We start from the raw sequence: 26,458 nt of genomic DNA on the forward strand, positions 1-26,458 counted from the left end.
TGCCGGATGGCGGACGGGTGGCGGTCGGCGGTGGCCGCGTCCAGCGCGCGGCGGTGCAACTGCCGGGCCCGTCTGACGGCGTGATCCGGTCCGGAGGAGCCACGCGTTTCGCCAGGCACGCTCATATGAGATCACAAGCGGCAGAGGAATGCCGCCGACCTGTGGCCGGCGGCATTCAGCGTGACGTCACCGTGATTGTCGGCGACCCGTATTACTTCGTCTGGGTGACGGCCGCCGGCTCGTCGGTGGTCGGCTTGTACGGGCCACCGTTCGTCTCCGGGTCACCGGTCGGCTTGTAAGGGCCGCCCATCGGCTTGACGAGCCGCTCGACCTCGGGGTCGTCGGTGGTCGGCTTGTACGGGCCGCCGGTCGGCTCCAGCCCACTGATGTCGACCAGGTCCGTGGTGCTCTGATCGGTGTCGACGGCCCCGTCGACGACGTCGCCCTCGATGGCGTCGATCTCGGCGACGAGCTTCGGGTCAGTGCGGGTCATGACGTTGCCTCCCCTACAACGGGACCCCCTGATCGGGGGATCCTCGGCGGCTGATCCAGGTCGTTTCGGTGGCCCCCCGGCCCTGCCGAACGGCCCAAGCCTGACACAGATGGACGCACCTGGGGAGGTGGAAATTTACCGAGAGCGACCAACGTGTCGATCTTGAGCTTCGCTGACCAGCACGGGAGGGGCCGTTCGGAAAGTGTTACCACTCGAATGGAGGAATGTGTTAACAGGCTGCAGGCACCCAGGGTCCGCAATAAGGCGCGTCCACCCGGTCCGTCCGACGTGGAATCACACCCGGGTCATTTCCGGTTCGGACACGGGCCGTCCCGAAATGGTGACGAACAGTGTCCGAGTAGGACGAATCCCGAATGGACCGCTCCCGCGTGGACCCATCCCCCGCGGACGCGAAAACGGCGGTGGGGCGGCGCCGCGACCGCGACACCGCCCCACCGCCGAACCGACCCCTACGAACAGCGGGCGATGATCAGCTCGCGCACGCGCTTCGCGTCCGCCTGACCCTTCGTCGCCTTCATCACCGCGCCGACGATCGCGCCGGCCGCCGCCACCTTGCCGTCGCGGATCTTCGCCGCCACGTCCGGCTGCGCCGCCAGCGCCTCGTCCACCGCCTTCTCCAGCGCGGAGTCGTCCGAGACGACCTTCAGGCCGCGCGCCTCGACGACGGCCTCGGGCTCGCCCTCGCCGTCCAGCACGCCCGTGACGACCTCGCGCGCGAGCTTGTTGGTCAGCTCACCGGCGTTCACCAGCGCGATGACCCGCGCGATCTGCGCCGGCGTGATGCCGAGCTCGGCCAGCTCGACGCCGCGGGCGTTGGCCTCCTTGGTCAGGTAGGCCACCCACCACGACCGGGCCTCGGCGGGCGTCGCGCCCGCCTCCACCGTGGCCGCCACCAGGTCCACCGCGCCCGCGTTGACCAGGTCGCGCAGCTCGGCGTCGGTCAGCGACCACTCCTGCTGCACGCGCTTGCGGCGCTCCCACGGCAGCTCCGGCAGCGTGCCGCGCAGCTCCTCCACCCACTCGCGCGAGGGCGCGATGGGCACCAGGTCGGGCTCCGGGAAGTACCGGTAGTCCTCCGCGGTCTCCTTCGTGCGGCCCGACGAGGTGGACCCCGTCGACTCGTCGAAGTGCCTGGTCTCCTGCGTGATCGTGCCGCCGGCCGCCAGCAGCGCCGCCTGGCGGGTCATCTCGAACCGCACCGCCCGCTCGACGCTGCGCAGCGAGTTCACGTTCTTGGTCTCGGTGCGCGTGCCGAACTCGGTCGCGTCCTTGGCCATCAGCGACACGTTCGCGTCGCAGCGCAGCGAACCCTGGTCCATCCGCACGTCCGACACGTCGAGCGCCTTCAACAGGTCGCGCAACGCGGTGACGTAGGCGCGCGCCACCTCGGGCGCGCGCTCGCCGGTGCCCGTGATCGGCTTGGTGACGATCTCGATCAGCGGCACGCCGGCGCGGTTGTAGTCCAGCAGCGAGTGCTCCGCGCCGTGGATGCGGCCGTCCGAGCCGCCGACGTGCAACGACTTGCCGGTGTCCTCCTCCATGTGCGCGCGCTCGATCTCGACCCGGAACAGCGAGCCGTCGTCCAGCGTCACGTCCAGGAAGCCGTTGAACGCGATCGGCTCGTCGTACTGCGAGGTCTGGAAGTTCTTCGGCATGTCCGGGTAGAAGTAGTTCTTCCGGGCGAACCGGCACCACTCGGCGATCTCGCAGTTGAGCGCCAGCCCGATCCGGATCGCCGACTCCACCGCCGTGCCGTTGACCGCGGGCAGCGCGCCGGGCATGCCCAGGCAGACCGGGCAGACCTGCGTGTTCGGCTCGCCGCCGAAGACGTTCGCGCAGCCGCAGAACATCTTGGTGTTGGTGTGCAGCTCGACGTGCACCTCCAACCCCAGCACCGGGTCGAAGCGCTCGATGACCTCGGCGTAGTCCATCAGCTCGTGCACCGACGTCATGCCTTCCCGTCCTTCCGCAGACCCCGCACGGCCAGCGCCGCGCCCGTGATCGCCACCAGGATGCTCGCCGCCGCGTTGGCCAGGGCGAGCTTGTCGTTCTTGCCGCGAGCCGCCTTCAACGTGGAGAACGCGCTGGTCGCCGCGCCCGCGGCACCGACGAGGGCCAGCACCGTACGGGCCCGCTTCACCGCACACCCGCCAACTGCGGCACGCCGCTGATCACCGTCGCGCCCAGCGCCGCGTCCCGAGCCACCTCGTACGCCGCCGCCACCCGGTACATCCGGTGGTCCTGCAACGCGGGCGCCATGATCTGCAGGCCCACCGGCAGGCCGTCCTCGTCGGACAGTCCGCTCGGGACGCTCATCGCGGCGTTGCCGGCCAGGTTCGCCGGGATCGTGCACAGGTCGGCCTTGTACATCGCCATCGGGTCGCCGGTGCGCTCGCCGATCGGGAACGCGGTGGTCGGCGTGGTCGGCGAGACCAGCACGTCCACGGTGGCGAACGCGGCCTCGAAGTCGCGGCTGATCAGCGTGCGCACCTTCTGCGCCGAGCCGTAGTAGGCGTCGTAGTAGCCCGACGACAGCGCGTACGTGCCGATCATGATGCGTCGCTTCACCTCGGGGCCGAAACCGGCCTCGCGGGTCAGCGACATGACCTCCTCGGCGCTGCGGGTGCCGTCGTCGCCCACGCGGATGCCGTAGCGCATCGCGTCGAAGCGGGCCAGGTTGGACGACGCCTCGCTCGGCGCGATCAGGTAGTACGCGGGCAGCGCGTAGTCGAAGCTCGGGCACGAGACCTCGACGACCTCCGCGCCGAGCTGCTTGAGCTGCGCCACGGCCGCCTCGAAGCTGCGCAGCACGCCGGGCTGGTAGCCCTCGCCGCTGAACTGCGTGACCACGCCGACGCGCACGCCGGACAGGTCGCCGTTCGCGCCCTCGCGCGCGGCGGCCACCACGGGCGGGACGGGTGCGTTGATCGAGGTGGAGTCCATCGGGTCGTACCCGGCGATGACCTCGTGCAGCAGGGCCGCGTCCAGCACCGTGCGGGCGCACGGCCCGGCCTGGTCCAGCGAGGACGAGAACGCCACCAGCCCGTACCGGGACACACCGCCGTAGGTGGGCTTCACGCCGACCGTGCCGGTGACCGCGCCGGGCTGGCGGATCGAGCCGCCGGTGTCCGTGCCGATCGACAGCGGCGCCTGGAACGCGGCCAGCGCCGCCGCCGAGCCGCCGCCCGAGCCACCCGGGATGCGGTCCAGGTCCCACGGGTTGCGGGTCGGGCCGTACGCGGAGTTCTCGGTGGAGGAGCCCATCGCGAACTCGTCCATGTTGGTCTTGCCGAGGATCACCACGCCGGCTTCCTTCAGCCTGCGCGTGACCGTGGCGTCGTAGGGCGGGACCCAGCCTTCGAGGATCTTCGAGCCGACCGTGGTCGGCACGCCCTCGGTGGTGAGCACGTCCTTGAGCGCGATCGGCACGCCCGCCAGCGGACCGACGTGCGCGCCGGCGGCGATGTCGTCGTCGACCTTGCGGGCGGCCTCGAGCGCGCCCTCGGTGTCGACGTGCAGGAACGCGTTGACCGCGCCGTCGACCTCGGCGATCCGGTCGAGGTGCGCCTGGGCGACCTCCACCGCGGAGACCTCGCGGCTCGCGATCTTGGCCGCGAGCTCGGCGGCGGTGCTGCGGATCAGACTGTTCATGATTCCGCCTCCGCGCGGAAGATAACGTCGGCGGTCATGCTTCCTCCCCCAGGATGCGGGGCACGCGGAAGCGTCCGTCCTCGGCGGCGGGGGCGCCCGCGAGCGCCTGCTGCTGACCGAGGCTGGGACGCACCACGTCCTCGCGGAACACGTTGGTCAGCGGAACGGCGTGCGAAGTGGGCGGGATGTCCGCGGTGGCGATGTCGCCCACCGTGGCCACCGACTGCAGGATCACGTCGAGCTGGCCGGCGAACAGGTCCAGCTCGTCGTCGGTGACGGCGAGCCTCGCCAAGCGGGCCAGGTGCGCGACCTCGTCGCGGGAGATGCTGGGCACCTCGTCAACCCCCGTGGGTCGGTTTTTCGGATTTGGGACCTGCCGAGTCTATTGGCTGGTCAGGCCGACCTCCGACCGGGTTACCCGCGCTCGCGCGCGTGGGTGCGCGATTTTACCCGCGCGCAACGCGCCTGGTGGGTCGGAAAGCGAAGCTGCGTCTGCGAGAATCATCGACCGGCGAGTTTCCACCTCGATGCTCCACCACAGCCTTTGGAGGCGTGCACCGTGTCCTTCCTGATCCGGGTCCAGCTCCCGGACCGTCCCGGCACCCTGGGCGCGGTCGCCTCCGCGCTCGGCGAGATCGGGGCCGACATCCTCAGCGTGGACGTGGTGGAGCGCGGGGCGGGCCTGGCCATCGACGACCTGGTGGTCGAGCTGCCGTCCGGGCGGCTGCCCGACGTGCTGATCACGGCCGCGGAGTCCATCGAAGGCGTCGAGGTGGACGCGGTCCGGCCGTACGCCGGCGTGCTGGACACCCACCGCGAGCTGGAGCTGGTGGAGGAGGTCGCCGAGGACCCCCGCAACGGGCTCGCGGTGTTCACCGAGGGCGTGCCGAAGATCATCCGCGCGGGGTGGGCGGTGGTCGTGTCGTGGGACGGCGGCGCCGTGCACCGCCTGACCTCCTCCTCGGCCGCTCCGGAGACCAAGCTGCAGACCCCGCCGTGGCTGCCCCTGGCCCGTGCCACCGTCCTGGACGGCGAGGACTCGTGGGTGCCGGAGACGTGGCAGGAACTGGGCACCGAGCTGGCCGCCACCCCGCTGGGCAAGCCGGACCGCGTCCTGCTGGTGGGCCGCCCGGGCGGCCCGATGTTCCGCGCCGCCGAAGTCGCCCGCCTGGCGCACCTGGCCGGCATCGTCTCCGTCGTCCTCCCCGACTGACCCGCGCCGGTCGAACGCTCAGGACCCCCGAGTTCCACGTCCGGTGAATTCGGCGGTCCTGGAGGTTCGCCACGCGGGCGGTCAGTCCTGGCGGCCCGTGGTGGCGATGGTGACGCCCAGGCCGATCATGGCCAGGCCTCCGGCGCCGCCCACCAGGGCCAGCCGGCGGGGTGAGCGGGCGAACCACGTCCGGGCGGTGGCGGCGGCGAGGCCCCAGACGCTGTCGGACGCCACCGCGATGAGGTTGAACACCAGCCCGAGCAGCAGCATCTGGGCGATGACGTGGCCTTGCGCGCGGTCCACGAACTGCGGCAGCACGGCGGCAAAGAACACGATCGTCTTGGGATTCGCCACGCCGACCGCGAAGCCCTCCCACAACGTGCGCAGCCCGCCCCGCGCCGGACCGCCGGCGGTGAACGTCGCGTGCAGCGACGCGCGCTGCCGCACCGCCTTCACCCCCAGGTAGACCAGGTACGCGGCGCCGGCCAGCTTCAACGTCATGAACACGACCGCCGACCGCTCGACGATCGCCCCGACGCCGAACGCGACGGCCACGACCAGGGCGTAGGCGCCGAGCGTGTTCCCCAGGACCGTGATCAACGCGGCCCGGCGACCCTGCGCCAACGCCCGCCCGACCACGAACAGGACGCTGGGCCCCGGTATCACGATCAGCAGGAACGACATGGCCGCGAAGGCGAGAAGCCGGTCGGTGGACACCATGGCGCAACGAAACCACGGCACGCGACCGCGCTACCAGTGGTTTTCCCGCGTCAGAGAGCCAGCTCCACCAGCTGCGCGTTGTCCGCCGCCGGCGTGCCGTCACGCGAGGTGAGCGTGTCCTCGAGGCCGATCCGGGTGTCCAGCCCGCGCGTCACCGCGTAGTCCAGCACCGGCCACGCGCTGTCGTCCTCGCCGTGCAGCAGGATCGGCGCCCCGAGCGGCCCCAGCAGGTCGAGCAGCCGTGCCGCGTCCTCCGGGGTCTCCCCCGGCTGCACCTCCGCCAGCACCCGCACCGTCCCCGGCGGCACGCCGACCTCCAGCAACGTCCGCGCCGCCTCGACGTGGAACACGCCCAGCTCGATGCCGATGCCCGCGTCGTGCAACGCCTCCGCGACGGCGAGCCACCCGTCCTCGTGGACGTTGACCGACGCGAAGTCCGGACGTCCCGCCGCCAGCCCCGCCCACCCGCGCACCAGCTCCGCCCGCCGCACGGGGTCCGGCACGATCCACGCGCCGGTCGTCACGCCGATCTCCGCGTGCGGCACCAGGGACCGCACCACGGACACCGAAGTGGCGACCTCCGGGCCGGCCAGCACCTCCAAGCCCACCACGTCACGCGGGTGCACGTGGAAGGACGTCACGCCCAGCTCGCCGCACGCCGCGGCGTCGGCCGCCAGCTGCTGCGGCGTGATCGGCACACTAGGGTGGCTGCCCGGCTCCCGGGCGCCGTTCAGACAGGCCTGGAGCACGAAACCCACCGAACCACAAGGTGTTGGATACCGCCATGCCGACGCTGACCTCAGCCCTGCTGCGCCACCACGCGGGCGCCAAGTCGTACTGGCGCGGGCTGACCTACCGGGACGCCGTGGTCGAGCTGGCCGTGCGCTCGCGGCACGTGGAAGGCGTCGTGGTCGGCGCGGCCGAGTACCGGGTGACGCTCCAGTGGGACGACACCCGCCTGGCCGGCGCGTGCACTTGCCCGTACGGGTCGCAGGGCTTCTTCTGCAAGCACTGCGTCGCGGTCGGCCTGGTGCTGCTGGAGCGGGGCCTGACCGTGCCGCCGCCGGACGCGGAGGACGAGGAGCTGCGCGTCCGCCTCGCCGAGCTCGACCACGCGACGCTGGTGGAACTGCTCTACGACCGGGCCGCGCGGGACCGCTCGCTGCGCGACGAGATCATGCGAGTTCGAGGCTGAACCCGAGCGCGGTCACGTCCACGCCGGGCACCGGCCGCCAGTCGCGATCGGGACGTCGTTGGAAACCGAGCCGCTGGTAGAGGCGGTGCGCCGTGGTCATGTGCTCGGAGCTGCTCATCACCAGCCGGTGTGCGCCGAGCTCGCGCGCCCGCACGATCACCGCGCGCACCAACGCTTCGCCGACGCCACGGCCCCGTGCCGACGGGCTGACCGCGAGCATCCGGAACTCCACTTCGCCGTCCTTGCTGACCTCGGCGTAGGGGGTGCCGGGCCGGACCACCGTGACGGTGCCGAGCACGGTGTTCTCGACGTCCACCGCCACCAGCAGTTCCGCCTCGCGGGCACGGGTGCGCGTATCGACCAGCGTGTCGGCGTACCCGCCGGTGTGGCTGTCGATGTGGCGGTCGGCCTGGTAGGCGGCCACGGTGATCGCACCCGCCGCCGCCCACTCGTCTTCCCTGGCGGGCCTCACCACGATGTCGGCCATCTGGTTCCCTTCCACGTCATCGGACAGTCCCCGATTGTCGTCCAGACAACTGCCCCGACACGGTGCGATCAAGATTCCGGCCCGATGTCGTCCGCGGCACCTGCCTTTGGCCGCAAGACTGCGGGTCGCGATGATGGGGCGATGAGCCTTCCCGGTGCGATCGAACTGCCCGACGGCGCTCTCGTGCGCGGTCGGGGCTTGCGGAACCCCACACCTGAGGGCACGCCCGACTACGGCCTGTACTTGGGATCGCCTCGGATGCGACGCGCGGTGATGGCCCGCGTGGACGCTCCTTCGTGGAAGCACGAGTGGGTCGAGTGGCCGGACTTCCGGCTGCCGAAGGCGCCGGCGGACGCCGTCGTGCTGATCAGGGACCTGCACGCACGGGCCGTCGCCGGTGCGCGGGTCGAGGTGGCGTGCGGCGGCGGGGTCGGGCGGACGGGCACCGTGATCGCGTGCCTGGCCGTGCTGGCGGGCGTCCCGTCGGGTGACGCGGTGGCGTGGGCGCGGACCAACTACAACCGGCGTGCGGTGGAAACGCCGTGGCAGAAGCGGTGGGTCGCACGCTTCCCGAATGTGACGTCGGCGGGTTAACCGCTTGGCGGCCGTTCTCGCCGGGCTGTGTTGGTGGGCGACATCCCTGACACCTCACCGAGGAGGACGCTCGCGCGAGCTGTCATGCCCTTGCGGGGGGTGGAGGGTTGGCCGAGCAGGATCCGAGCAGGACCCGTTGGCCGAGCAGGACCCGTTGATCGGGCTGCGGCACGGTGGGCGGGCTGCGGCGTGGCGGGCGGGCTGTGGCGCGGCGGGCGGGTTTCGCTGGACGGCGAGGCGCAGAAGTGGGGTGCTGCGGGCGACGTTGGCTGGAGGCACGGGCTGGAGGGAGTTCCGGGAGACGACCACCGTCTGTCTGGAGCGGCCGGCTGCTTGGAGTGGCTGGCTGCCTGGAGCGGTCAGTTGCTTGGAGTGGCCGGCTGCTTGGAGTGGCCGGCCGGGTTGGGTTGGGGCGGGGGTTGGTGGGGGTGGGGCGGGGGTTGGTGGGGGTGGGGCGGGGGTTGGTTGCCGGCCTCGTTGTTTCAACCGACGTTTCAGGTGGCGGATAACGGTGTTTTGATTTGGTCCTCCTATCGTGATCACTCGGTCGTGGTTGGTGTAGTTGGGGAAGTTGCTGGTCAGGGCGGCGTGGGGGTTGAGGTTAGGTGGTGGGGGTGGTGGAGTGGTCGGTGAGAGGTGGGGGGTCGGCGAGGTCTTCGGTGGGGTATCCGGTGGGGTCCTCGGCGATGGTGGCGACCTTGGTGGCGGCTTCCGGTCCGCTCGTCAGCAGGATGCGGAAGCCTGCTTCGTCCAGGATCGGGACCTTCAGCTGTTCCGCCTTCTCCGCCTTGGAACCCGGCGACTCGCCCACGACGACGAACGCCGTCTTCTTCGACACCGAACCCGCCGCCTTGCCGCCGCGCGACAGGATCGCCTCCTTGGCCTCGTCCCTCGAGAACGTCTCCAGCGAACCCGTCACCACGATCGACAACCCCTCCAGGTTGCGCGGGACCGAAGTGTCCCGTTCCTCGGCCATCCGCACCCCCGCGGCCTGCCACTTCGCCACGACGGCTTGACGCCACGGTGTCTCGACCCACTCGCGCACGGCCGTGGCGATGGTCGGGCCCACCCCCTCGGCGGCGGCCAGTTCCTCCTCCGTCGCGGCGACGATGCGGTCCAGGGAACCGAACTCCCGCGCCAGCGCACGGGCCGCGGTGGGGCCCACGTGGCGGATGGACAGGGCGACCAGGACTCTCCACAGTGGACGCTGCTTGACCGTCTCCAGGTTGTCCAGCAGCTTCACGGCGTTCGCGGTCAGCTCGCCGTCCTTGGTGCGGAACAGGGCGACCCGCGCCAGCTTGTCCGCGTCGAGGTCGAACAGGTCGCCCTCGTCGCCGTACACCGGGGAGTCGACCAGCGCCGCCGCCGCCTCGAAGCCCAGCACCTCGATGTCCAACGCCGACCGCGACGCCAGGTACGCCAACCGCTCGCGCAGCTGACCCGGGCACCCGGCCGCGTTGGGGCACCGGATGTCGACGTCCGCTTCCTTCATCGGGCGCAACTCGTGCCCGCACTCGGGGCACGTCAGGGGCATCTCGAACGCGTAGGCGTCATCGGGCCGGGCGTCGATCACCGGCCCCAGCACCTCGGGGATCACGTCGCCGGCCTTGCGGATCACGATGCGGTCGCCGATCAGCACACCCTTGCGCTTGACCTCGCTGGCGTTGTGCAAGGTGGCGCGGGCGACCGTCGAACCCGCCACCTTCACCGGCTCCATCACCGCGAACGGCGTCACGCGGCCCGTGCGGCCGACCTGCACCTTGATGTCCAGCAGGGTGGTCGTGGCCTCCTCCGGCGGGTACTTGAACGCGATCGCCCACCGCGGCGCGCGCGACGTGCTGCCGAGCCGCCGCTGCAACGACACCTCGTCCACCTTGACGACCACGCCGTCGATCTCGTGCACGGCGTCGTGCCGGTGCTCGCCCCAGTGCGCGACGTGCGCGCTGATCTCCTCGAACGTGCTCAGCACCGCGGTGTGCGGCGACACCGGCAGCCCCCACGCCTTCAGCGCCTCGTACGCCTCGGACTGCCGGGTGAGCTCGAACCCCTCGCGCTTGCCCAGCCCGTGGCAGATCATCCGCAGCCGGCGCGACGCCGTCACCTTCGGGTCCTTCTGCCGCAACGACCCGGCGGCGGTGTTGCGCGGGTTCGCGAACGGTGGTCTGCCCGCCTCCACCAGCCGTGCGTTCAGCTCCAGGAAGTCCTCCACGGCGAAGAACACCTCGCCGCGCACCTCGACCAGCTCGGGCACGGGGTACTCGTCGGTGCCCCTCAGCACATCCGGGACGTCCTCCAGGGTGCGGACGTTGAGCGTCACGTCCTCGCCGGTCCGCCCGTCACCCCGGGTCAACGCGCGCACCAGCACCCCGTGCTCGTAGAGCAGGTTGATCGCCAGGCCGTCGACCTTCAGCTCGCACAGGAAGTGCGCGTCCGCCCCGACCTCCTTGCGCACCCGCTCGAACCAGCCCTGCAGCTCCTCGGCCGAGAACACGTTGTCGAGGCTGAGCATCCGCTCCAGGTGGTCGACCGCCTTGAACTCGGTCGAGAACGTGCCGCCGACGAGCTGCGTGGGCGAATCGGGCGTGGCGAGCCCGGGGTGCGCCTGCTCCAGCGCCTCCAACTCCCGGAGCAGCGCGTCGAACTCGCCGTCACTGACCGTCGGCGAGTCGAGGACGTAGTAGCGGAACTGGTGCCCGCGCACCACCTCGGCCAACGCGGCGTGCCGCACGCGCACGTCGACGGGCACGTCCTCGACGCCCTCGGCGGGAGCCTGGGCCGGGTTCAACGAGTCGCTGCTGGTCACGGCATGAGGGTATCGAGGGGGTCCGACAATTTCAGGAGGGATCCTCGGCGATCGCCCGGACCAGGTCGCGCAGTTCCAGCAGGCCGATCGTGCCCTCCGGCTCGGCGGACGCGGTTTCCACCCGGCCGAGTCGTTCACCGGCCAGTCGCTCACCGAGCGTGACGTCCAAGGGCAGGAACGTCATGGTCTGCCTGGCCTTGTCGTCGAGGCCGGCGAACTCCGGGTGGTAGACGGCGACGTCCACCAGGCCGTCCGAGACCTGCGCGACCACCCGCACGTCGGCCAGGCGCATCCGGCGCGGCCCGAGGTTGATGGTGACCAGGGTCGGGTCCGGCACCGCGGGCACCGAGTCGTGGTACTCCCAGATCATGTCCTCGGCCGGCGCGGCGGCGATCCACGCGTCGGTGTAGGGCCGCAGCTTCGGGTCTTCACGGCCGGTGATCACCAGGGCGTAGATCGCGCGGTGGCCGCGTTCGAGGGAGAACTCCAGGTCGGGGTGCATGGCGGCGACCATCGCGCCCAGGTCGCCCTCCACGCGGAACGGTTCGCCGTCGCCCAGGGCCGCGCTCACGGTCGGCAGCAGCTCGAACCACTCCTGCCAGAACGCCACCGCGGCCTCGGCCGGGTTGGGCAGGTGGACGGGCGCGGGTTCGGGTTCGGTGCGTCGGCGGAACCAGCTCATGGCTCCATTGAACTACGGCCGGACCGCGGCCGTGCCCGGATCCGCGGCGGCGCCGGACCGCGGCGGCCGGCCGCGGCGGTCGGCCACGGCGAGGAGTTCCGCGGCGGGTCCCACGAGCTTGCGCCCGCCGGGCCACACGGCGCGCAGCACGCGTCGGAGGTCGAGTTCCGCGGGCACTTCGACCAGTCGGCCCTCGGCGAGGTCGACGTCCACGGCGAGCACGCTCAGCACGGCGGGGGCGACGCCGGCGACCACCGCGCCGCGCACCGCCGTGGTGGAGCCGAGTTCCAGCGCGGGCGGGCACGCGTCGGGCAACGCCCGGTCGAGCGTGTCGCGGGTGCCGGAGCCGCGTTCGCGCATCACGAGCGGTGTCGCGGCCAGTTCCGGCGGGGTGAGCGGCCGTCGCCGGCGGGACCACGGGTGGCCGGGCGCGACGATCACCGCGAGCCGGTCCACGGCCACTTCCCGCGACGAAAGCCCTGGTAGGGGGCCTGGCGCTTCGACGAACCCGAGGTCGACCGCGCCGTCGCGGACGAGGGCGCCGACCGTCTCCGAGTTGGTCACCCGCAGTCCCACGCGCAGGTCGGGTCGGGCGCGGCGCAGTTCGCCGATCCAGCTCGGCGCGAGGTGCTCGGCCACGGTCATGCTCGCGGCGACCCGCAGCTCGGCCTCCTGCGCCGACCGCAGCGCCCGTGCGCCCTCCACGAGCCCGGCGACCTCGTCCAGCACCCGCCGCGCCCGTTCGGTCACCACCACGCCGGCGGGCGTGAGCACGGAGCCGCGCCGGCCCCGGTCGACCAGCACGACGCCGAGTCGCCGTTCCAGGGTGGACAGCCGCTTGCTCGCCGACGGTTGCGCGATGCCGAGCTGCTCGGCGGCACGGCCGAGGCTGCCCAGCTCCCCGACGAGCACCAGCAGGCGCAGCGATTCGAGGTCCGGGGTCATAGCCCCAGGGTATGACCGCGGGGTCGACTGCCGCCTACCGGAAGCGCCCGCGCCGACGGAGGCTGGACGGTGTGCTGATCGCCGCGTTGGTCCTGGGTGTGCTGGTGGGTGGACGCCTGCCGGATCTGAGCGGCGTCACGCGCAAGCTGCTGCGCACCGGGGTGGTGCTGCTCGGTCTGCAACTGTCCGTCGTGCAACTCCTCAACCTGGGACCGGGCGTTCTGGTGGCGATCCTGGCCACGGTCTCGGTGACGTTCTTCGGCACGGTGCTGCTCGGCCGCTGGCTGCGCCTGCCACGCGGCCTGTACATCCTCGTGGCCAGCGGTTTCTCGATCTGCGGCGCGTCGGCCATCGCCGCCGTCGAGGGGCGGGTCGACCGCGAGGACGAGCACGTGGCCACCAGCGTCGCCCTCGTCACGCTCTACGGCACGCTGGCGATGGTCGCGTTGCCGCTGCTGCACGCCTCACCGCAGTGGATCGGGCTGAGCGTGCACGAGGTGGCGCAGGTGGCCGCCGCCGCACCGGCCGGCGGTCTGGCGACGGCGATGGCGGTGAAGCTCGGGCGGGTGGCGTTGTTGGCGCCGATCGTGGCCGGTGTCGGCGGTCGCGGCGCTCCGCCGGTGCCCGGCTTCCTGCTCGGCTTCCTGGCGTTGATGCTGGTCAGCCCGCTGGTGCCGGCTGCTGTCGTGGACGTGGCCGGTACCGCGACGACGGTCGTGCTGGCCGCCGCGCTGTTCGGCCTGGGCACGTCGGTGCGGCTCAAGAGCCTCGTGCGGACCAGCCCCAGGGCGCTCCTCCTGGGGCTGCTCTCCACGCTCCTGGTGTGCGGGACGGGTTACCTGTCGCTGCGGGTGGTGTGAGCGCGCAGCAGGTCGGCGTTGAGCCGGGCGATGGTGGTCAGCGGGATGCCCTTGGGGCACGCCGACGTGCACTCGCCGGTGTTCGTGCAGCCGCCGAAGCCCGACGCGTCGTGCTCGGCGACCATGTCCCGCGCCCGCGAGTACCGCTCCGGCTGACCCTGCGGCAGCACGCCGAGGTGGGTGGCCTTCGCGGCGGTGAACAGCATCGCGGACCCGTTGGGGCACGCCGCCACGCACGCGCCGCAGCCGATGCACGCCGCCGCCTCGAACGCCGTGTCCGCGTCCGGCTTGGGCACGGGCGTCGCGTGGGCGTCCGGCGCGGACCCCGCGGGCACGCTGATGTACCCGCCGGCCGCCACGATCCGGTCGAACGCCGACCGGTCCACCACCAGGTCGCGCACCACCGGGAACGGCTCGGCCCGCCACGGCTCCACGGTCACCACGTCGCCGTCGCGGAAGTGCCGCAGGTGCAGCTGGCACGCCGTGGTGGCCTTCTCCGGCCCGTGCGCCATCCCGTTGATCATCATCCCGCACATGCCGCAGATGCCCTCGCGGCAGTCGTGGTCGAACGCCACCGGCTCCTGCCCGGACGTGATCAACCGCTCGTTGAGCACGTCCAGCGCTTCGAGGAACGACATGTCCGGCGACAGGTCGTCCATGGCGTACTCCACCAGGCGCCCGGTGGCGCCGCTCTGCCGCCAGATCCGCAGGGTCAGCTTCACGAATAGCTCCGGGTGCTCGGCGTGACGTGGTCGAAGACCAGCTCTTCCTTGTGCAGCACGGGTGGTCGGCCCACGCCCGTGTACTCCCACGCGGCGACGTAGGAGTAGTTCGCGTCGTCCCGCAACGCCTCGCCGTCCGGCGTCTGGCTCTCCGACCGGAAGTGCCCGCCGCACGACTCGGCGCGGTGCAGGGCGTCCACGCACATCAGCTCCGCCAGCTCGAAGAAGTCCGCGACCCGGCCGGCCTTCTCCAGCTCCTGGTTGAGCCGCTCGCCGTCGCCGGGCACCTTCACCCGCTGCCAGAACTCCTCGCGCAGCTCGGGGATCCGCTCCAACGCCTTGCGCAGCCCCGCCTCGTCGCGCTCCATGCCGCACTCGTCCCACATCAGCCGGCCGAGCTCGCGGTGGAACGACTCGACCGTGCGGTCACCGTTCACGGCCAGCAACGTCTTCACCCGACCGCGCACCTCGGACACCGTGTCGGCCACGACCGGGTGACTGTCGTCGAGTGGCCCGAACGGCGCGTCGGCCAGGTAGTCGCCGATCACGCCGGGCAGCACGAAGTAGCCGTCCGCCAGGCCCTGCATCAGCGCCGACGCGCCCAGCCGGTTCGCGCCGTGGTCGGAGAAGTTCGCCTCGCCGATCACGTACAGGCCGGGGATCGTGGCACGCAGGTCGTAGTCGACCCACAGCCCGCCCATCGTGTAGTGCACGGCCGGGTAGATGCGCATCGGCGTCCGGTACGGGTCGTCGCCGGTGATCCGCTGGTACATCTCGAACAGGTTCCCGTAGCGCTGCTCGACGGCGAGCGCCCCGAGTCGGCGGATGGCGTCGGCGAAGTCGAGGTAGACGCCGCGCTTCTCGTCGGAGATGTTCTTGGCGGCCCTGGACGCGATGTCGCGCGGCACGAGGTTGCCGAACGCCGGGTACATGCGTTCCAGGAAGTAGTCCCGGTCGGCCTCGGGGATGTCGTTCGGCGCACGCGTGTCGTGCTGGTCGCGCGGCACCCACACGCGGCCGTCGTTGCGCAGGGATTCACTCATCAGGGTGAGCTTCGACTGGTGGTCGCCGCTGATCGGGATGCACGTCGGGTGGATCTGGGTGAAGCACGGGTTGGCGAACAGCGCGCCGCGCCGGTGCGCCCGCCAGATCGCGGTGGTGTTGCAGCCCTTGGCGTTGGTGGAGAGGTGGAACACGTTGCCGTAGCCGCCGGTGGCGAGCACGACGGCGTCCGCGAAGTGGGTGGACACCGCGCCGCTGACGAGGTCGCGCACGACGATCCCGCGCGCCCGGTCGTCCACCACGATGAGGTCGAGCATCTCGGTGCGCGGGTGCATCTCGACGCGTCCGGCGGCGATCTGCCGTTCCAAGGCCTGGTAGGCCCCGAGGAGGAGTTGCTGGCCGGTCTGGCCGCGGGCGTAGAACGTGCGGGAGACCTGCGCGCCGCCGAACGACCTGGTGTCGAGCAGGCCGCCGTACTCGCGGGCGAACGGCACGCCCTGCGCCACGCACTGGTCGATGATCTCGACGCTGATCTGCGCCAACCGGTGCACGTTCGACTCGCGGGAGCGGAAGTCGCCGCCCTTGACCGTGTCGTAGAACAGCCGGTGCACGCTGTCGCCGTCGTTGCGGTAGTTCTTGGCCGCGTTGATGCCGCCCTGCGCGGCGATGCTGTGCGCGCGGCGCGGGCTGTCCTGGTAGCAGAACGACTTGACCTGGTAGCCGAGCTCGGCCAACGTCGCCGCGGCCGAGCCGCCCGCGAGGCCGGTGCCCACCACGATCACGCTGCGGTTGCGCCGGTTCGCGGGGTTGACCAGGCGGGCGGAGAAGCGGCGGCGGTCCCAGCGGGTCTCGATCGGCCCGGCGGGCACGCGCTGGTCGGCGATCGGCGCGCCTTCGGTGTAGGACATGTCAGCTCACCAATCCGGTGAAGACGGCGAAGGGAACGGAGAGGAAACCGGCGCAGACGACCACGGCGACGCCGAGGCCGATCACGCGCGAGGTGGTGACGCCGAGGGTCTGCGTGGCGCTCCACACGCCGTGGCGGATGTGGAAACCCAGCGCGAGCACGGCCACCGCGTACGCCAGCACCACGTACCAGTGCTGGAAGTCGGCGACGACGTTCGCGTGGATCTCGCCGGGCACGCCGTGGGGGTTGAGCCACCCGGCGGTGAGGTCGAGCAGGTGGTAGACCACGAACAGGGCGATGATCACGCCGCCCCAGCGCATGGTGCGGGCCGCGTAGCTGCCCTGGACGCGTCGGCGGTGCTCGTACCGGCCCTTGGCCCTGCGCGCCTTCGCGGTCAGTTGGTAGGCGGCGGCGAAGTGCAGCCCCACGCACGCGAGCAGGGCGACCCGCGTCGGCCAGACCGCGCCGATCTCGCGCAGCCACCGGCCGTAGCCGTCGATCGCGTCCGCGCCGGAGAAGACGGTCAGGTTGCCGAGCATGTGCACGACGACGTACAGCAGCAGTCCGGCGCCGGTGACCGCCATGACGACTTTCTTGCCGACGGTGGTGCGGTAGAGCCCGATCGTGTCCACGTCGCTGACGCTAGGAACCGGTGTGACGAGTCGTCCAATACATCGTGAGCTGCCTGAAGATAGCCTGGGGCTATGACGCTGCAGCAGCTCGTGTACTTCCTGGCAGTGGCCCGGACGCGGCACTTCACGCGCGCGGCGGCGGAGGCGCGTGTGGCGCAGCCCTCACTGTCCAAGCAGATCCACGCGCTGGAGAAGGAGCTGGGCGCGGAGCTGTTCAGCCGGGCGCGCGGGAACGTCACGTTGACGCCGGCGGGTGAGGCGCTGCTGCCGGTGGCCGCCCGGATCCTGTCCGATGTGGACACGGCGCGGCTCGAGGTGGCCGAGCTGGTGGGGCTGCGGCGGGGACGGGTGCGGGTCGGTGCGACGCCGAGCCTGTGCGTCAGCCTGTTCGCGGACGTGATCAAGCGCTACCACGACGCGTACCCCGGGATCCAGGTGTCGGTGACGGAGGGCGGGTCGCGCGACCTGGTGGCGGCGCTGGAGGCGGGGCAGCTCGACCTGGCGCTGGTGATCGTGTCGCCGGCGGACGCGGACCGGGCGTTGACGGTGGTGCCGGTGCTGCGGGAGGAGCTGGTGGTGGCGTCGGCGGCGCCGCTGGGCGTGCCCCGGATGCGGTTGACGGACCTGCGCGAGCAGCCGCTGGTGATGTTCCGGCCGGGGTACGACCTGCGGGAGACGACGTTGGCGGCGTGCCGGCAGGCGGGGTTCGAGCCGCGGTTCGCGGTGGAGGGCGGGGAGATGGACGCCGTGCTGCGGTTCGTGGAGGTGGGTTTGGGGGTGGCGATCGTGCCGAGCACGGTGCTGGCCACGCGGTCGTTGCACGGGACGCCGCTGACCCCGGCGACCACGCGGACGGTGGCCCTGGCGCATCGGACCGACGTGGCGCCGACGTCGGCCGGGCGCGCGTTCCAGAGCGTGCTGCTGGCGTTCCTGCGCGGTGCGGAAATGCCCTCGGGGGTTCACCTGGTGGGGTCGTAAGGTGCTGTGTCGTGCTGATCCGACGCGAGACCACCGCCGACATCCAGGCCGTCCACGACGTGACGGAGGCCGCGTTCGCGGCGCGACCGGGCGGTGAGGTGGGGCTGGTCGCGGCGCTGCGGGCGGACCCCGGCTGGATCCCGGCCCTGTCCCTGGTCGCCGAGGTGGACGGCGCCGTGGTCGGTCACGTCGTGTGCACGCGCGGGTCCGTGGGCGGAGCTCCCGCGCTGGGCCTCGGCCCGCTGAGCGTGCTGCCCGCCCACCAGCGCTCCGGCGTCGGCAAGGCCCTGATGCACACCGTCCTGGGCGCCGCCGACGCCCTCGACGAGCCGTTGGTGATCCTCCTGGGCGACCCGGCCTACTACTCCCGCTTCGGTTTTGCGCTGGCGTCGACCTACGGCATCACGCCGCCGGACCCGGACTGGGCCCCGTACTTCCAGGCCAGGGCCCTGTCCGCCTACACGCCGGCCCTCACCGGGCCTTTCACCTACGCCGCGCCGTTCAGCGACCTGTAGGCGGGGTCACCAGTCCTCGGGCGGCTCCACGAACGCCTTGCCCACGTCACGCGTCAGCGCCAACGCCCGTCGCACCCACTTCGCGCTCGCGCCCGCCATGCCGCACGTCGGCGTCGGCACCGCGTGCGTGCCCAGGATCGACCGCGGGAAACCGAGCCGGTCCACCAGGTCCAACGCGGGCTGGGCCAGCGACCTCAGCGTCCTCGGGGCGGTCGGGTCGGTGCTCGGGGCCAGGCCCAGGAACAGCTGGGTCTTCTCCTCCCACGCCTCGCCGAGCTCGTCCCACATCGTGTCGTCGAGGATCGTGACGTCGAACGAGACCGCCCGCGCGCCCGCCTGCCGGATCAGCGTCACTGGCGGGGCCGGGGCGCAGCAGTGCACGATCACGTCCGCGTCGAGGCCGTCGATCACGGTCTGGAGCAGGGCCCGGGCGTCCGGCTCGGGGACGGCGGCGACGGTGCCGAGCTTGGACGGCGTCGGCAGCAGGCCCTTGAGCACGGCGGGCAGCGCCGGTTCGTCCAGCTGCACGACGACCTTCGCGCCGGTGCGCTTGGCGACCTCGGCGACGTGCCGGTTGAGGCCTTCGACCAGCGACTCGGCGTGCTCGCGCAGCGCGCCCCGGTCGGTCAGCACCCGGTGGCCGCGCGGCAGCTCGACGCTCGCGGCGAGCGTCCACGGTCCGGCGGACTGCACCTTGACGACCGACGGCGGCGCGGGCTCGGCGGCCTCCTCGAACGCGTCCAGGTCGCGGCGCAGCAGGTCGACCGCGCGCCGGTGGTCCTTGCCGGCGTGCGCGGCGGTCCGCCAGCCGGACGGGACCACCTCGACCGGCAGGTCGACCAGGAGCGCGGCGGCGCGGCCGATCATGTCCGCCCCGACGCCCCGGGCGGGGAGTTCGGGCAGGTGAGGGAGGTCGGGGAGTTCGCCGAGAACGATCCTGGCGGCCTCCAGCGGGTCGGTTCCGGGTAGCGAGCCGACGCCGGTCGCGGCGCCGGCGGACCAAGGGAGGGCATCCACCCGGACAGTCTCCCACTACGGGCGGTCGGCCGTTCGTGACCGAAAAGGTCTAGACCCATTGACGAGGTGGTCCAGTCCACCTACGGTCACCTTGTCGGTGCCGACGGTGTTCGCGGGCACCGCCACGACGTGGTGTGGGGGCGTGCCGCGCCCCGCGCTCCCGCACCACTCCCACCCCGTCCCCCCTGCACGGGAGTAGGTGCCCATGTCCCTCAAGCGCACGAGCCTGGCCGCACTCGCGGCAGGCGCCACCGCCGCCGTCACCGCCGGTCTGCTGCTCGCCGCCCCCGCGGGCGCGGCGCCGACCCCGACGGCCGTGTTCACCCAGGACTCCACGTGGAGTTCGGGCTACCAGGGCAAGTTCACCGTCACCGCGGGGTCGAGCGCGGTGTCCGGGTGGAAGGTCGAGTTCGACCTGCCGGCGGGCAGTTCGCCCGGCTCGTACTGGGACGCGACGCTGACCAGCAGCGGCTCGCACCACACGTTCACCAACCGTGAGTACAACGGCGGGCTCGCGGCGGGCGCGTCCACGTCGTTCGGGTTCCTGGTGAACGGCACGGGCCTGCCCGCCAACTGCAAGCTCAACGGCCAACCCTGCACCGGCGGCACCACGACTACCACCACAACTACGACGACGACCACTACTTCGGACCAACCACCTCTCCCCGGCAGCCTGAAGTCCGCGCCGTACGTGGACATCACCATGCCGACGCCGTCGCTGGAGTCGGTCGCCCGCGCCACCGGCCAGAAGGTGTTCACGCTCGCCTTCGCGCTCGCGGACAGCAGCGGCTGCAACCCGTCGTGGGGCGGCACGATCCCGTTGCACGACAGCCGGATCGTCAACGACGTGCGTGCGCTGAAGGCCATGGGCGGTGACGTGATCGTGGCGACCGGAGGCGCCGCCGGGCCGTACCTGGAGTACTCGTGCTCCACCGCGGACGCGTTGTTGGCGGCGTACAAGAAGGTGCTCGACGCGGTCGGCAGCAACCACCTGGACGTCGACGTCGAGGCCACCATCCCGCACGACCTGGTGAACACCGCCTTGAAGCGCCTGCAGACCGAGCGCGGCACGTCGATCAGCTACACGATGCGCGTGCAGGGCGACGACTACGGCATGGACCCGTACTCGGTGCAGATCCTGCAGAACGCGGCCGCCAAGGGCCTGACCGTCCTCGTCAACCCCATGACCATGGAGTTCGGCTCCTCCCGCGCCGACTGGGGCGACGCCGTCATCGCCGCCGCCGAGAGCAGCCTGCGGCAGCTGAAGCAGATCTGGCCCGCCAAGTCGGACGCGGAGCTGAAGCGGCTGCTCGGCGTGACCCCGATGATCGGCCGCAACTTCAACGGCAAGGTCTTCACCCAGGCGCACGCGCGGAAGCTGGTGGCGTGGGCCAACACGAACCGCATCGGCCTGCTGGGCTTCTGGTCGGTGGGCCGGGACAACGGCGGCTGCCCGGGCGGCGGCATCTCGCCGACGTGCAGCAGCATCAGCCAGACCCAGTACGAGTTCACGAACATCTTCAAGGGCTTCACCGCCTGACCCGCACGTGAACGGCCGCGCCGGGCTCAGTGGGAGCTCGGCGCGGCCGGGTCGGGGTTGAGGGGTCAGGCGGTTGGCTGAGGCTGCTCGGTGCAGAACACCGCCTTGATGAGGCCGTCCAACGCCGTGGGGAACACGCCGGCCGGGTCGATGTCGCCGGTGGTCACGGATGCGGTCAGGGTCTTGTGGCCGTCGGGGGTGCTGATCATCAGGGCGCCGTAGCCGCCCGGGGCGCCGCCGTTGTGGTGGACGATGGTGCCGTGCGGGCCGAGGTCTTGGATCCAGAGGCCCAGGCCGAGGTTCAGCTTGCCGTGCGGGGTGGTCATCTCGGCCAGGAGAGGGGCCGGGAGGAGCTCGCCGCGCAGCAGGGCGGAGATGAACTTGGCCAGGTCCTTGGCGGTCGAGATCAGGTCGCCGGCGCCGGCCAGCAGGGACGGGTTCTGGCGGCTGACGTCGACCACCTTCCACTCGCCGGCGTCCTGGTAGCGGTAGTAGCCGCGGGGGTGCGGGCCGGGGAGGTCCGGTGAGTCGGTCGACACCACGGTGCCCGTCAGGCCGAGCGGCTCGATGATCCGCTGCCGCACCTCCTCGGCGTAGGAGCGGCCGGTGAGCTTCTCGATCAGCAGCAGGGCCAGCGTGTAGTTGGTGTTGGCGTAGCTCTGGTCCGTCCCCGGCTCGAAGCGCGCCGGCTTGGCCAACGCGAACCGCACCAGTTCCTCGGGCCGGTAGGAGTGGAACCGGTTGTCCACCCACGCCTTGCCGGTCGAGGGCAGCCCCATCGCGAACGTCCCGTCCGGCTCGACGTCGCCGGTGTAGTTGTACAGGCCGCTGGTGTGCCGCAGCAGCATCCGCACCGTGATCCGCTCGTCCAGCCCGAGCTCGGGCAGGCGGTCGGCGACCGGGCTGTCCAGCCCGATCCTGCCCTCGGCCACGAGTTGCAGCACCACGGTCGCGGTGAACGGCTTGCTGACGCTGCCCGCCCACACCTGCCCGTCGGCGGGCGGCTCGGCGGTCCCACCCAGCTCGCTCACCCCGGCGCGACCGACCCAGTCACCCTGCTCGTCGTGCACGCGCAGTTCCACTCCGGCGAAACCCGCGTCGACGACCGCCTGCGCGGCCTGCTGCAAGTCCGGCCGGTCCGGCCGCTGGTCGCCAGGCAGGCTGTGGGCGGTGATGTCGCCGTAGGACGTGGTGGCGCGGATGTCGAGCCGGTCGGCGGAGCCACCGGTGTTCACGAGCGCGTTGTGGATCCGGCCGTAGGACGTGCCGGCGTCCAGGGTGGCCGAGACGCCGTGCGCGGCGCCGATCGAGATCCCGCCCGCCTGGGTGGACAGCGTCACGGTGCCGCGCACGGCCTCGGCGATGCGGATGTCGCCCTTCTGGGTGCTGATCACGGCCGGGCCGCCCAAGCGGCCGACCGAGACGTCACCGGCGTGGGCGGTCAGGTGGACGCTGTCGGCCTCGTCGAGCGTGATCACGCCGTGCGCGCCGTCGAACGCGACGTCGCCGAGCCGTCCCACGCCCCGGAACTCCGCGGCGGCGGCCTTCGCCTCGACCCGCGAGCCGGCGGGCAGCCGGACCGTCACCGCGACCGAACCGGACGGGCCGAGGACCTGGTTGCCCGTCGGCGTCTCGATCCGCAGCACGCCGTCGCCGTAGGTGACGGTCGTCTGCTCCGCCGCCTTCACGTCGCGGCGCTTCGCGGCGTCCGCCGGCAGCACCTCGACGGTGGTGTCGACCCGGTCGGCGGCGATGAGCTGGACGCGCCCGGCGGGGATGTCCAGGACGGTGGCGATCGGGGCGGGGGTGTCGAACGTCTGCATCGTGCTCTCCGGGTGTTCGTTCGGGCTGACCTGCTGACGGGAACCACGATCGCCCGCCGTCCTGACACCGGGCGGTCACCGGGCTGACACGACCGCTGACACCGCCGCTTTACAGTGCAGGGATGAACGGACCAGCGGAGATGCTCGCCAACGACGCCGCGTCGACCGCGCTCGGCATCAGGGCGCTCGAACTCGGTGACGGCACGGCCACGCTGGCCATGACCGTCACCGACCGGATGGTCAACGGGCACGGGATCGGCCACGGCGGCTACGTGTTCCTGCTCGCCGACACCGCCTTCGCCTGCGCGTGCAACCGCCACGGCTCGGTGACCGTGGCGGCGCAGGCGGAGATCGACTTCATCGCCCCCGTCCACCAGGGGGACGAACTGGTGGCCGAGGCCGTGGAGCGGGTCCGGTTCGGGCGGAGCGGGATCTACGACATCACCGTGCGCCGGGGCGACGAGGTGGTGGCGGAGTTCCGCGGCCGGAGCCGGACGCTCAGGCCGAACGGCGCAGACCCAGCACCTGGAGGGTGATGAAGCCCATCACGGCGACCGCTTGGGCGACGATCAGGAAAACGCCCAGCCCGGTCACGGGGAACCAGCCCGCGAAAGCGGTCAGGAAGCTGTCCAGCACCCACACCGAATTGCCGATGATCACCACCGCGACCAGCGGGCGGATGGGGCGCATGCCCAAGAGGAAAACACCGACGCCGTAGGCGAGCAGGAAAACGCTGAGCCCGATCACGAGCCCGTTCGGCAATCCCGTGTGCAGGTCGTTGAACACCAGTGCGATCAAGCCGAGCCCGCCCGAGGCGACACCGTCGAGCTTGAGGGCGAAGCGGAGGAGGTTGTCGTTGCGGACCTGAGTCGTCGTCATGGCTCGGAAGTTAGGGTCGGCGGCACTGCCGGCGGTACGCCGAACACTGCCAACGCCTGCCAGTCAGGACGCCTCGACCTGGGCGGACAAGTCCTCGGCCACCAACTTCGCCCCCGCGTTCTGCCAGTTGTGCAGCGTCCGCTCCGGCACCTGGTTGACGAACCACGCCAGCGCCCGCCGCGCCTCCGGGTCGAGGCCCTCGCGCTTGGTGCGCCTGCTGTACGGGCGGATGCCGACCACGTAGTAGAAGTACAGCGCGTTGTAGTGCCGCCATTCGTCGCTGGTGCCGAACTCGCCGTCGCGCGGTTTGAGCCGGCAGATGCTCTCCAGCAACAACGACTTCAGCTCGGCCGCGCGTTCCAGCGGTTGGTCCGATGCACCCCGCGCGGCGAGCCGGGCGTCGATCACCGGCAATTCCGTCAACGGGCTCGCGACCAACTTCCCGAGGTCGCCGTAATTGCTCAACGCACGCCTGGTCAGCTTCACGAATTCGGTCGGGTCGAGCGGGGCGCGCCGGGGCAACGACTCGGCGGCGTCGCGCAGCTCCGCGCGCGAGGCGGCCACCTCGGGCACCGCGACCCGGTCCACCAGCAACGCCAGCGGGTTGGCCAGCACCTGCACCGCGATCGCGGCGGCGACCGTGCCGAACAGCAGCGGCACCAGCCGGTCGTCCAGGAACAACGCCACCTGCCCGCCGAACACCGCCGCCAGCCCCGCCGACGTGAGCAGCGAGCGCACCATGTCCGCGCGGATCGCCTCACCCTCGTCGAACGCGTCCGCCACCGCCACGATCACGCCGAACACCAGCAGGTCGAACCCGGCCGACGCGATCACCAGCGGCGGAGGCAGCACGTCCACCAGCAACAACGCGCAGCTGAGCCCGAACAGGATCGTCGCCGCCCCCAGCAACGCCCGCCGCACCCGCAGGCACAGCACCAGGGCCGCGGCCAACGGGATCAGCACCACCACCGGCGCGAAGTAGGCCGCCACCAGCAACGGCAGCGCGCTGTACCGCCACCAGCGGTCGTAGCGCACCGGCAGCCAGCACACGACGACCCCGGTCCACGCCACCGCCGGCACCGCCATCGCCATCGTCGGCAGCGGGAGGACGATCACCAGCGCGTAGGCGAGCAACCCGATCGAGGCACGCTGGAGCAGCCGCTTGCGGGGATCGCGCACGAGCAGGTACAGCCCCAGCCACCAGGCCAGGCCGAACGTCACCACCGATACCGCGATCACCCGGAAATCCTAGAGCGCCCGGCGCCCTCCCCAGAGGCACTCGGTCGTGCGGATTCGACTCCCGATGCCGGGACGAGGTCACCGCGCGGTTGCCCGTGCTGGGACGATGTCGCTCATGCCGCTCGAGCCGACGCTCCGCAAGGCCGCCGCAGAGGTCGAACGCGGTGACCTGGCCAGTGTCCTGCGGGCGCGACAGCGGCTGGTCGGGCTCGTCGCCAGCTACCCCGACCGGCTGGACCTGCGCGAGCGCCTCGCCGAGGTGTGCAGGCTGCTCGGCGACGCGGCGCAGGCCGGGCGGTGGAGCTACCTGTCCGAGGTGCGCGACGAGGCGGAGGTGGCGGCGTTCGAACGCGCCTACCGCACGCCGTTGGCGCGGCTGCGGGCGTTGAACTGGACCAGCGGCGAGGCCGGCGCGTCGACCGAGACCGCCAGGGAACGGCTGGTGGCGTTGCGGACCGCGGCCAACGAGCAGTTGCGGGCCGAGCTGGCGGTGGCCGACGACCGCGACTCGTCCTGGGGCACGAACGTGCTGGTGCTGGTAGGCCTGGTGATCGTGCTGCTGTGCTTCGTGGTCGGCGCGGTGACGCTGGTCATGTGGGTCTACAGGTGGTCAGCCGGATGAGCGCATGCTGGAGGCATGACCCCCGACGTCGCCGCCGCCGCTGACCGCATCCGCCCGCACGCCCGCCGCACGCCGTTGTGGCGCACCGAGGTCGACGGCAGGCCGATCGTGCTCAAGCTCGAGCACCTCCAGCTCACCGGCTCGTTCAAGCTGCGCGGCGCGCTCAACACCCTGCTCGCCGGCGGGTCACCGGATCGGGTGGTCACGGCGTCCGGCGGCAACCACGGCCTCGGCGTGGCGAAGGCCGCGCAACTGCTCGGGCTGCACGCCACGGTGTTCGTGCCGGTGAGCGCGCCGGAGGGCAAGGTGCGGCGGATCGAGGCGGCGGGCGCGAAGCTGATCCGGCACGGCGACACGTACGCCGAGGCGGTGCTGGCGGCCCGCGAGACGCCCGGCTTCTACGTCGAGGCCTACAACGACCCGATCGTCGTGGCGGGCCAGGGCACGGTGGCCGCCGAGGTGGTCGAGGACGCGCCGGACGTGGACGCGATCGCGGTCGCCGTGGGCGGTGGCGGGCTGGCCGCGGGCACGGCGCTGGCGTCGGGTCGCCTCACGGTCGCGGTGGAGCCGGAGCGGTGCTGCGCCCTGCACCACGCGCTGGCCGCGGGCGAGCCCGTGGACTCCGAGGTGGTCTCGGTCGCCGCCTCGGCGCTGGGCGCCACCCGGGTCGGCGACGTCCCGTTCGAGATTCTGAGCACGCACCCCGTGACGTCGGTGCTCGTGCCCGACGCCGAGATCCTGGCCGCGCGCGACCGGCTCTGGGAGGAGTTCCGGCTGGCCGTGGAACCGGCGGCGGCCGTGCCGTTCGCCGCGTGGCTGGCCGGGCAGGTGCCGGGCGAGCTGGCGTGCGTGGTGCTGTGCGGCGCGAACACCGACTGGACGGCCTGATAGGCGGTGTCGGATCGCCGCTGCTCCACG

General features: G+C 71.8%; 28 protein-coding genes. 10 read left to right on the forward strand and 18 right to left on the reverse strand.

Annotated elements, in window-relative coordinates; translation table 11 throughout:
* Positions 1–211 precede the first annotated feature (211 nt).
* The 5 genes from ACZ7GX_RS09940 to gatC all read right to left on the reverse strand — a co-directional run bounded on the left by ACZ7GX_RS09940 (position 212) and on the right by gatC (position 4,499).
* A complete protein-coding gene (locus ACZ7GX_RS09940) occupies positions 212–493 on the reverse strand; it encodes a hypothetical protein (RefSeq protein WP_498774839.1) in 282 nt (93 codons plus the stop codon).
* A 470-nt stretch (positions 494–963) separates the two neighbouring features.
* Positions 964–2,466, reverse strand: a complete 1,503-nt coding sequence (gene gatB / locus ACZ7GX_RS09945) for an Asp-tRNA(Asn)/Glu-tRNA(Gln) amidotransferase subunit GatB (RefSeq protein ID WP_498774841.1) — start codon at positions 2,464–2,466, stop codon at positions 964–966.
* Complete coding sequence (locus tag ACZ7GX_RS09950; protein WP_498774843.1) at positions 2,463–2,654, reverse strand: hypothetical protein; 192 nt, start codon at positions 2,652–2,654, stop codon at positions 2,463–2,465. The genes gatB and ACZ7GX_RS09950 overlap by 4 nt, the downstream gene beginning before the upstream one ends.
* Positions 2,651–4,165, reverse strand: a complete 1,515-nt coding sequence (gene gatA / locus ACZ7GX_RS09955; RefSeq protein WP_498774845.1) for an Asp-tRNA(Asn)/Glu-tRNA(Gln) amidotransferase subunit GatA — start codon at positions 4,163–4,165, stop codon at positions 2,651–2,653. Before gatA ends, ACZ7GX_RS09950 begins: the two co-directional genes overlap by 4 nt.
* Positions 4,166–4,199: 34 nt before the next feature.
* Positions 4,200–4,499 (reverse strand): Asp-tRNA(Asn)/Glu-tRNA(Gln) amidotransferase subunit GatC, encoded by a 300-nt coding sequence (gatC, locus tag ACZ7GX_RS09960; RefSeq protein WP_015104569.1) that lies wholly within the window; start codon positions 4,497–4,499, stop codon positions 4,200–4,202.
* A 225-nt stretch (positions 4,500–4,724) separates the two neighbouring features.
* Between gatC and ACZ7GX_RS09965 the strand changes: the two genes are divergently transcribed.
* A complete protein-coding gene (locus ACZ7GX_RS09965; RefSeq protein ID WP_498774847.1) occupies positions 4,725–5,378 on the forward strand; it encodes an ACT domain-containing protein in 654 nt (217 codons plus the stop codon).
* Positions 5,379–5,459: 81 nt separating this feature from the next.
* Here ACZ7GX_RS09965 and ACZ7GX_RS09970 read toward each other — a convergent pair whose 3' ends face one another.
* Entirely contained in the window at positions 5,460–6,098 is a 639-nt protein-coding gene (locus ACZ7GX_RS09970) for a LysE family translocator (protein ID WP_498774849.1), read from the reverse strand.
* Positions 6,099–6,148: 50 nt separating this feature from the next.
* The gene (locus ACZ7GX_RS09975; protein WP_498774851.1) at positions 6,149–6,856 is read right to left on the reverse strand and encodes a 3-keto-5-aminohexanoate cleavage protein; all 708 of its coding nucleotides are present in this window, start codon (positions 6,854–6,856) and stop codon (positions 6,149–6,151) included.
* Positions 6,857–6,882: 26 nt separating this feature from the next.
* On the opposite strand from ACZ7GX_RS09975, the gene ACZ7GX_RS09980 reads away from it, so the two are divergent.
* Positions 6,883–7,293: an SWIM zinc finger family protein gene (locus ACZ7GX_RS09980; RefSeq protein ID WP_498774853.1), complete on the forward strand. Its 411-nt coding sequence runs from the start codon at positions 6,883–6,885 to the stop codon at positions 7,291–7,293.
* Here the strand turns inward: ACZ7GX_RS09980 and ACZ7GX_RS09985 are convergent.
* The gene (locus ACZ7GX_RS09985; RefSeq protein ID WP_498775214.1) at positions 7,274–7,780 is read right to left on the reverse strand and encodes a GNAT family N-acetyltransferase; all 507 of its coding nucleotides are present in this window, start codon (positions 7,778–7,780) and stop codon (positions 7,274–7,276) included. The genes ACZ7GX_RS09980 and ACZ7GX_RS09985 overlap by 20 nt on opposite strands.
* Positions 7,781–7,921: 141 nt before the next feature.
* Here ACZ7GX_RS09985 and ACZ7GX_RS09990 point away from each other — a divergent pair, with 141 nt between their 5' ends.
* The gene (locus tag ACZ7GX_RS09990) at positions 7,922–8,374 is read left to right on the forward strand and encodes a phosphatase domain-containing protein (RefSeq protein ID WP_498774855.1); all 453 of its coding nucleotides are present in this window, start codon (positions 7,922–7,924) and stop codon (positions 8,372–8,374) included.
* A 601-nt stretch (positions 8,375–8,975) separates the two neighbouring features.
* Here the strand turns inward: ACZ7GX_RS09990 and ligA are convergent.
* From ligA to ACZ7GX_RS10005, 3 genes are read right to left on the reverse strand one after another with little or no spacing between them, the layout of a single operon-like run.
* Positions 8,976–11,177: an NAD-dependent DNA ligase LigA gene (ligA, locus tag ACZ7GX_RS09995; RefSeq protein WP_498774857.1), complete on the reverse strand. Its 2,202-nt coding sequence runs from the start codon at positions 11,175–11,177 to the stop codon at positions 8,976–8,978.
* 31 nt (positions 11,178–11,208) lie between these two features.
* Entirely contained in the window at positions 11,209–11,859 is a 651-nt protein-coding gene (locus tag ACZ7GX_RS10000; RefSeq protein WP_498774859.1) for a hypothetical protein, read from the reverse strand.
* Between the two features lie 12 nt (positions 11,860–11,871).
* Positions 11,872–12,804, reverse strand: a complete 933-nt coding sequence (locus ACZ7GX_RS10005; RefSeq protein ID WP_498774861.1) for a LysR substrate-binding domain-containing protein — start codon at positions 12,802–12,804, stop codon at positions 11,872–11,874.
* Between the two features lie 11 nt (positions 12,805–12,815).
* Here ACZ7GX_RS10005 and ACZ7GX_RS10010 point away from each other — a divergent pair, with 11 nt between their 5' ends.
* On the forward strand, positions 12,816–13,664 hold the full coding sequence (locus ACZ7GX_RS10010; RefSeq protein ID WP_498774863.1) for a YeiH family protein: 849 nt from the start codon (positions 12,816–12,818) through the stop codon (positions 13,662–13,664).
* Here ACZ7GX_RS10010 and ACZ7GX_RS10015 read toward each other — a convergent pair.
* Genes ACZ7GX_RS10015 through ACZ7GX_RS10025 form a run of 3 tightly spaced genes read right to left on the reverse strand, consistent with a single transcriptional unit; the run spans position 13,640 to position 16,927 of the window.
* On the reverse strand, positions 13,640–14,386 hold the full coding sequence (locus tag ACZ7GX_RS10015) for a succinate dehydrogenase/fumarate reductase iron-sulfur subunit (RefSeq protein WP_498774865.1): 747 nt from the start codon (positions 14,384–14,386) through the stop codon (positions 13,640–13,642). The two genes, ACZ7GX_RS10010 and ACZ7GX_RS10015, sit on opposite strands and share 25 nt — an antisense overlap.
* Positions 14,383–16,296 carry a fumarate reductase/succinate dehydrogenase flavoprotein subunit gene (locus ACZ7GX_RS10020; protein WP_498774867.1) on the reverse strand — a complete coding sequence of 638 codons (1,914 nt, stop codon included), beginning with the start codon at positions 16,294–16,296 and terminating at the stop codon, positions 14,383–14,385. Before ACZ7GX_RS10020 ends, ACZ7GX_RS10015 begins: the two co-directional genes overlap by 4 nt.
* A gap of 1 nt (position 16,297) precedes the next feature.
* Positions 16,298–16,927, reverse strand: a complete 630-nt coding sequence (locus ACZ7GX_RS10025) for a succinate dehydrogenase cytochrome b subunit (RefSeq protein ID WP_498774869.1) — start codon at positions 16,925–16,927, stop codon at positions 16,298–16,300.
* Between the two features lie 72 nt (positions 16,928–16,999).
* Here ACZ7GX_RS10025 and ACZ7GX_RS10030 point away from each other — a divergent pair, with 72 nt between their 5' ends.
* Entirely contained in the window at positions 17,000–17,905 is a 906-nt protein-coding gene (locus ACZ7GX_RS10030; RefSeq protein ID WP_498774871.1) for a LysR family transcriptional regulator, read from the forward strand.
* Between the two features lie 11 nt (positions 17,906–17,916).
* Positions 17,917–18,420 (forward strand): GNAT family N-acetyltransferase, encoded by a 504-nt coding sequence (locus ACZ7GX_RS10035; protein WP_498774873.1) that lies wholly within the window; start codon positions 17,917–17,919, stop codon positions 18,418–18,420.
* A gap of 6 nt (positions 18,421–18,426) precedes the next feature.
* On the opposite strand, the gene ACZ7GX_RS10040 is transcribed toward ACZ7GX_RS10035, so the two are convergent.
* The gene (locus ACZ7GX_RS10040; RefSeq protein ID WP_498774875.1) at positions 18,427–19,437 is read right to left on the reverse strand and encodes a methionine synthase; all 1,011 of its coding nucleotides are present in this window, start codon (positions 19,435–19,437) and stop codon (positions 18,427–18,429) included.
* 205 nt (positions 19,438–19,642) lie between these two features.
* On the opposite strand from ACZ7GX_RS10040, the gene ACZ7GX_RS10045 reads away from it, so the two are divergent.
* On the forward strand, positions 19,643–20,977 hold the full coding sequence (locus ACZ7GX_RS10045) for a glycoside hydrolase family 18 protein (RefSeq protein ID WP_498774877.1): 1,335 nt from the start codon (positions 19,643–19,645) through the stop codon (positions 20,975–20,977).
* A gap of 65 nt (positions 20,978–21,042) precedes the next feature.
* On the opposite strand, the gene ACZ7GX_RS10050 is transcribed toward ACZ7GX_RS10045, so the two are convergent.
* Positions 21,043–22,800: a serine hydrolase gene (locus ACZ7GX_RS10050; protein ID WP_498774879.1), complete on the reverse strand. Its 1,758-nt coding sequence runs from the start codon at positions 22,798–22,800 to the stop codon at positions 21,043–21,045.
* A 122-nt stretch (positions 22,801–22,922) separates the two neighbouring features.
* On the opposite strand from ACZ7GX_RS10050, the gene paaI reads away from it, so the two are divergent.
* Positions 22,923–23,336 carry a hydroxyphenylacetyl-CoA thioesterase PaaI gene (paaI, locus tag ACZ7GX_RS10055; RefSeq protein ID WP_498774881.1) on the forward strand — a complete coding sequence of 138 codons (414 nt, stop codon included), beginning with the start codon at positions 22,923–22,925 and terminating at the stop codon, positions 23,334–23,336.
* On the opposite strand, the gene ACZ7GX_RS10060 is transcribed toward paaI, so the two are convergent.
* Both ACZ7GX_RS10060 and ACZ7GX_RS10065 read right to left on the reverse strand, forming a co-directional pair.
* Positions 23,299–23,679, reverse strand: coding sequence for a hypothetical protein (locus ACZ7GX_RS10060; protein ID WP_498774883.1), 381 nt, complete (start codon positions 23,677–23,679; stop codon positions 23,299–23,301). The two genes, paaI and ACZ7GX_RS10060, sit on opposite strands and share 38 nt — an antisense overlap.
* Before the next feature lie 63 nt (positions 23,680–23,742).
* Positions 23,743–24,918 carry a hypothetical protein gene (locus ACZ7GX_RS10065; RefSeq protein WP_498774885.1) on the reverse strand — a complete coding sequence of 392 codons (1,176 nt, stop codon included), beginning with the start codon at positions 24,916–24,918 and terminating at the stop codon, positions 23,743–23,745.
* Positions 24,919–25,033: 115 nt separating this feature from the next.
* Between ACZ7GX_RS10065 and ACZ7GX_RS10070 the strand changes: the two genes are divergently transcribed.
* Entirely contained in the window at positions 25,034–25,540 is a 507-nt protein-coding gene (locus tag ACZ7GX_RS10070; RefSeq protein ID WP_498774887.1) for a DUF6584 family protein, read from the forward strand.
* 15 nt (positions 25,541–25,555) lie between these two features.
* A complete protein-coding gene (locus ACZ7GX_RS10075) occupies positions 25,556–26,428 on the forward strand; it encodes a serine/threonine dehydratase (protein WP_498774889.1) in 873 nt (290 codons plus the stop codon).
* The last annotated feature ends 30 nt before the right edge of the window (positions 26,429–26,458 follow it).

This window comes from Actinosynnema sp. NPDC037264 (genome assembly GCF_055603705.1).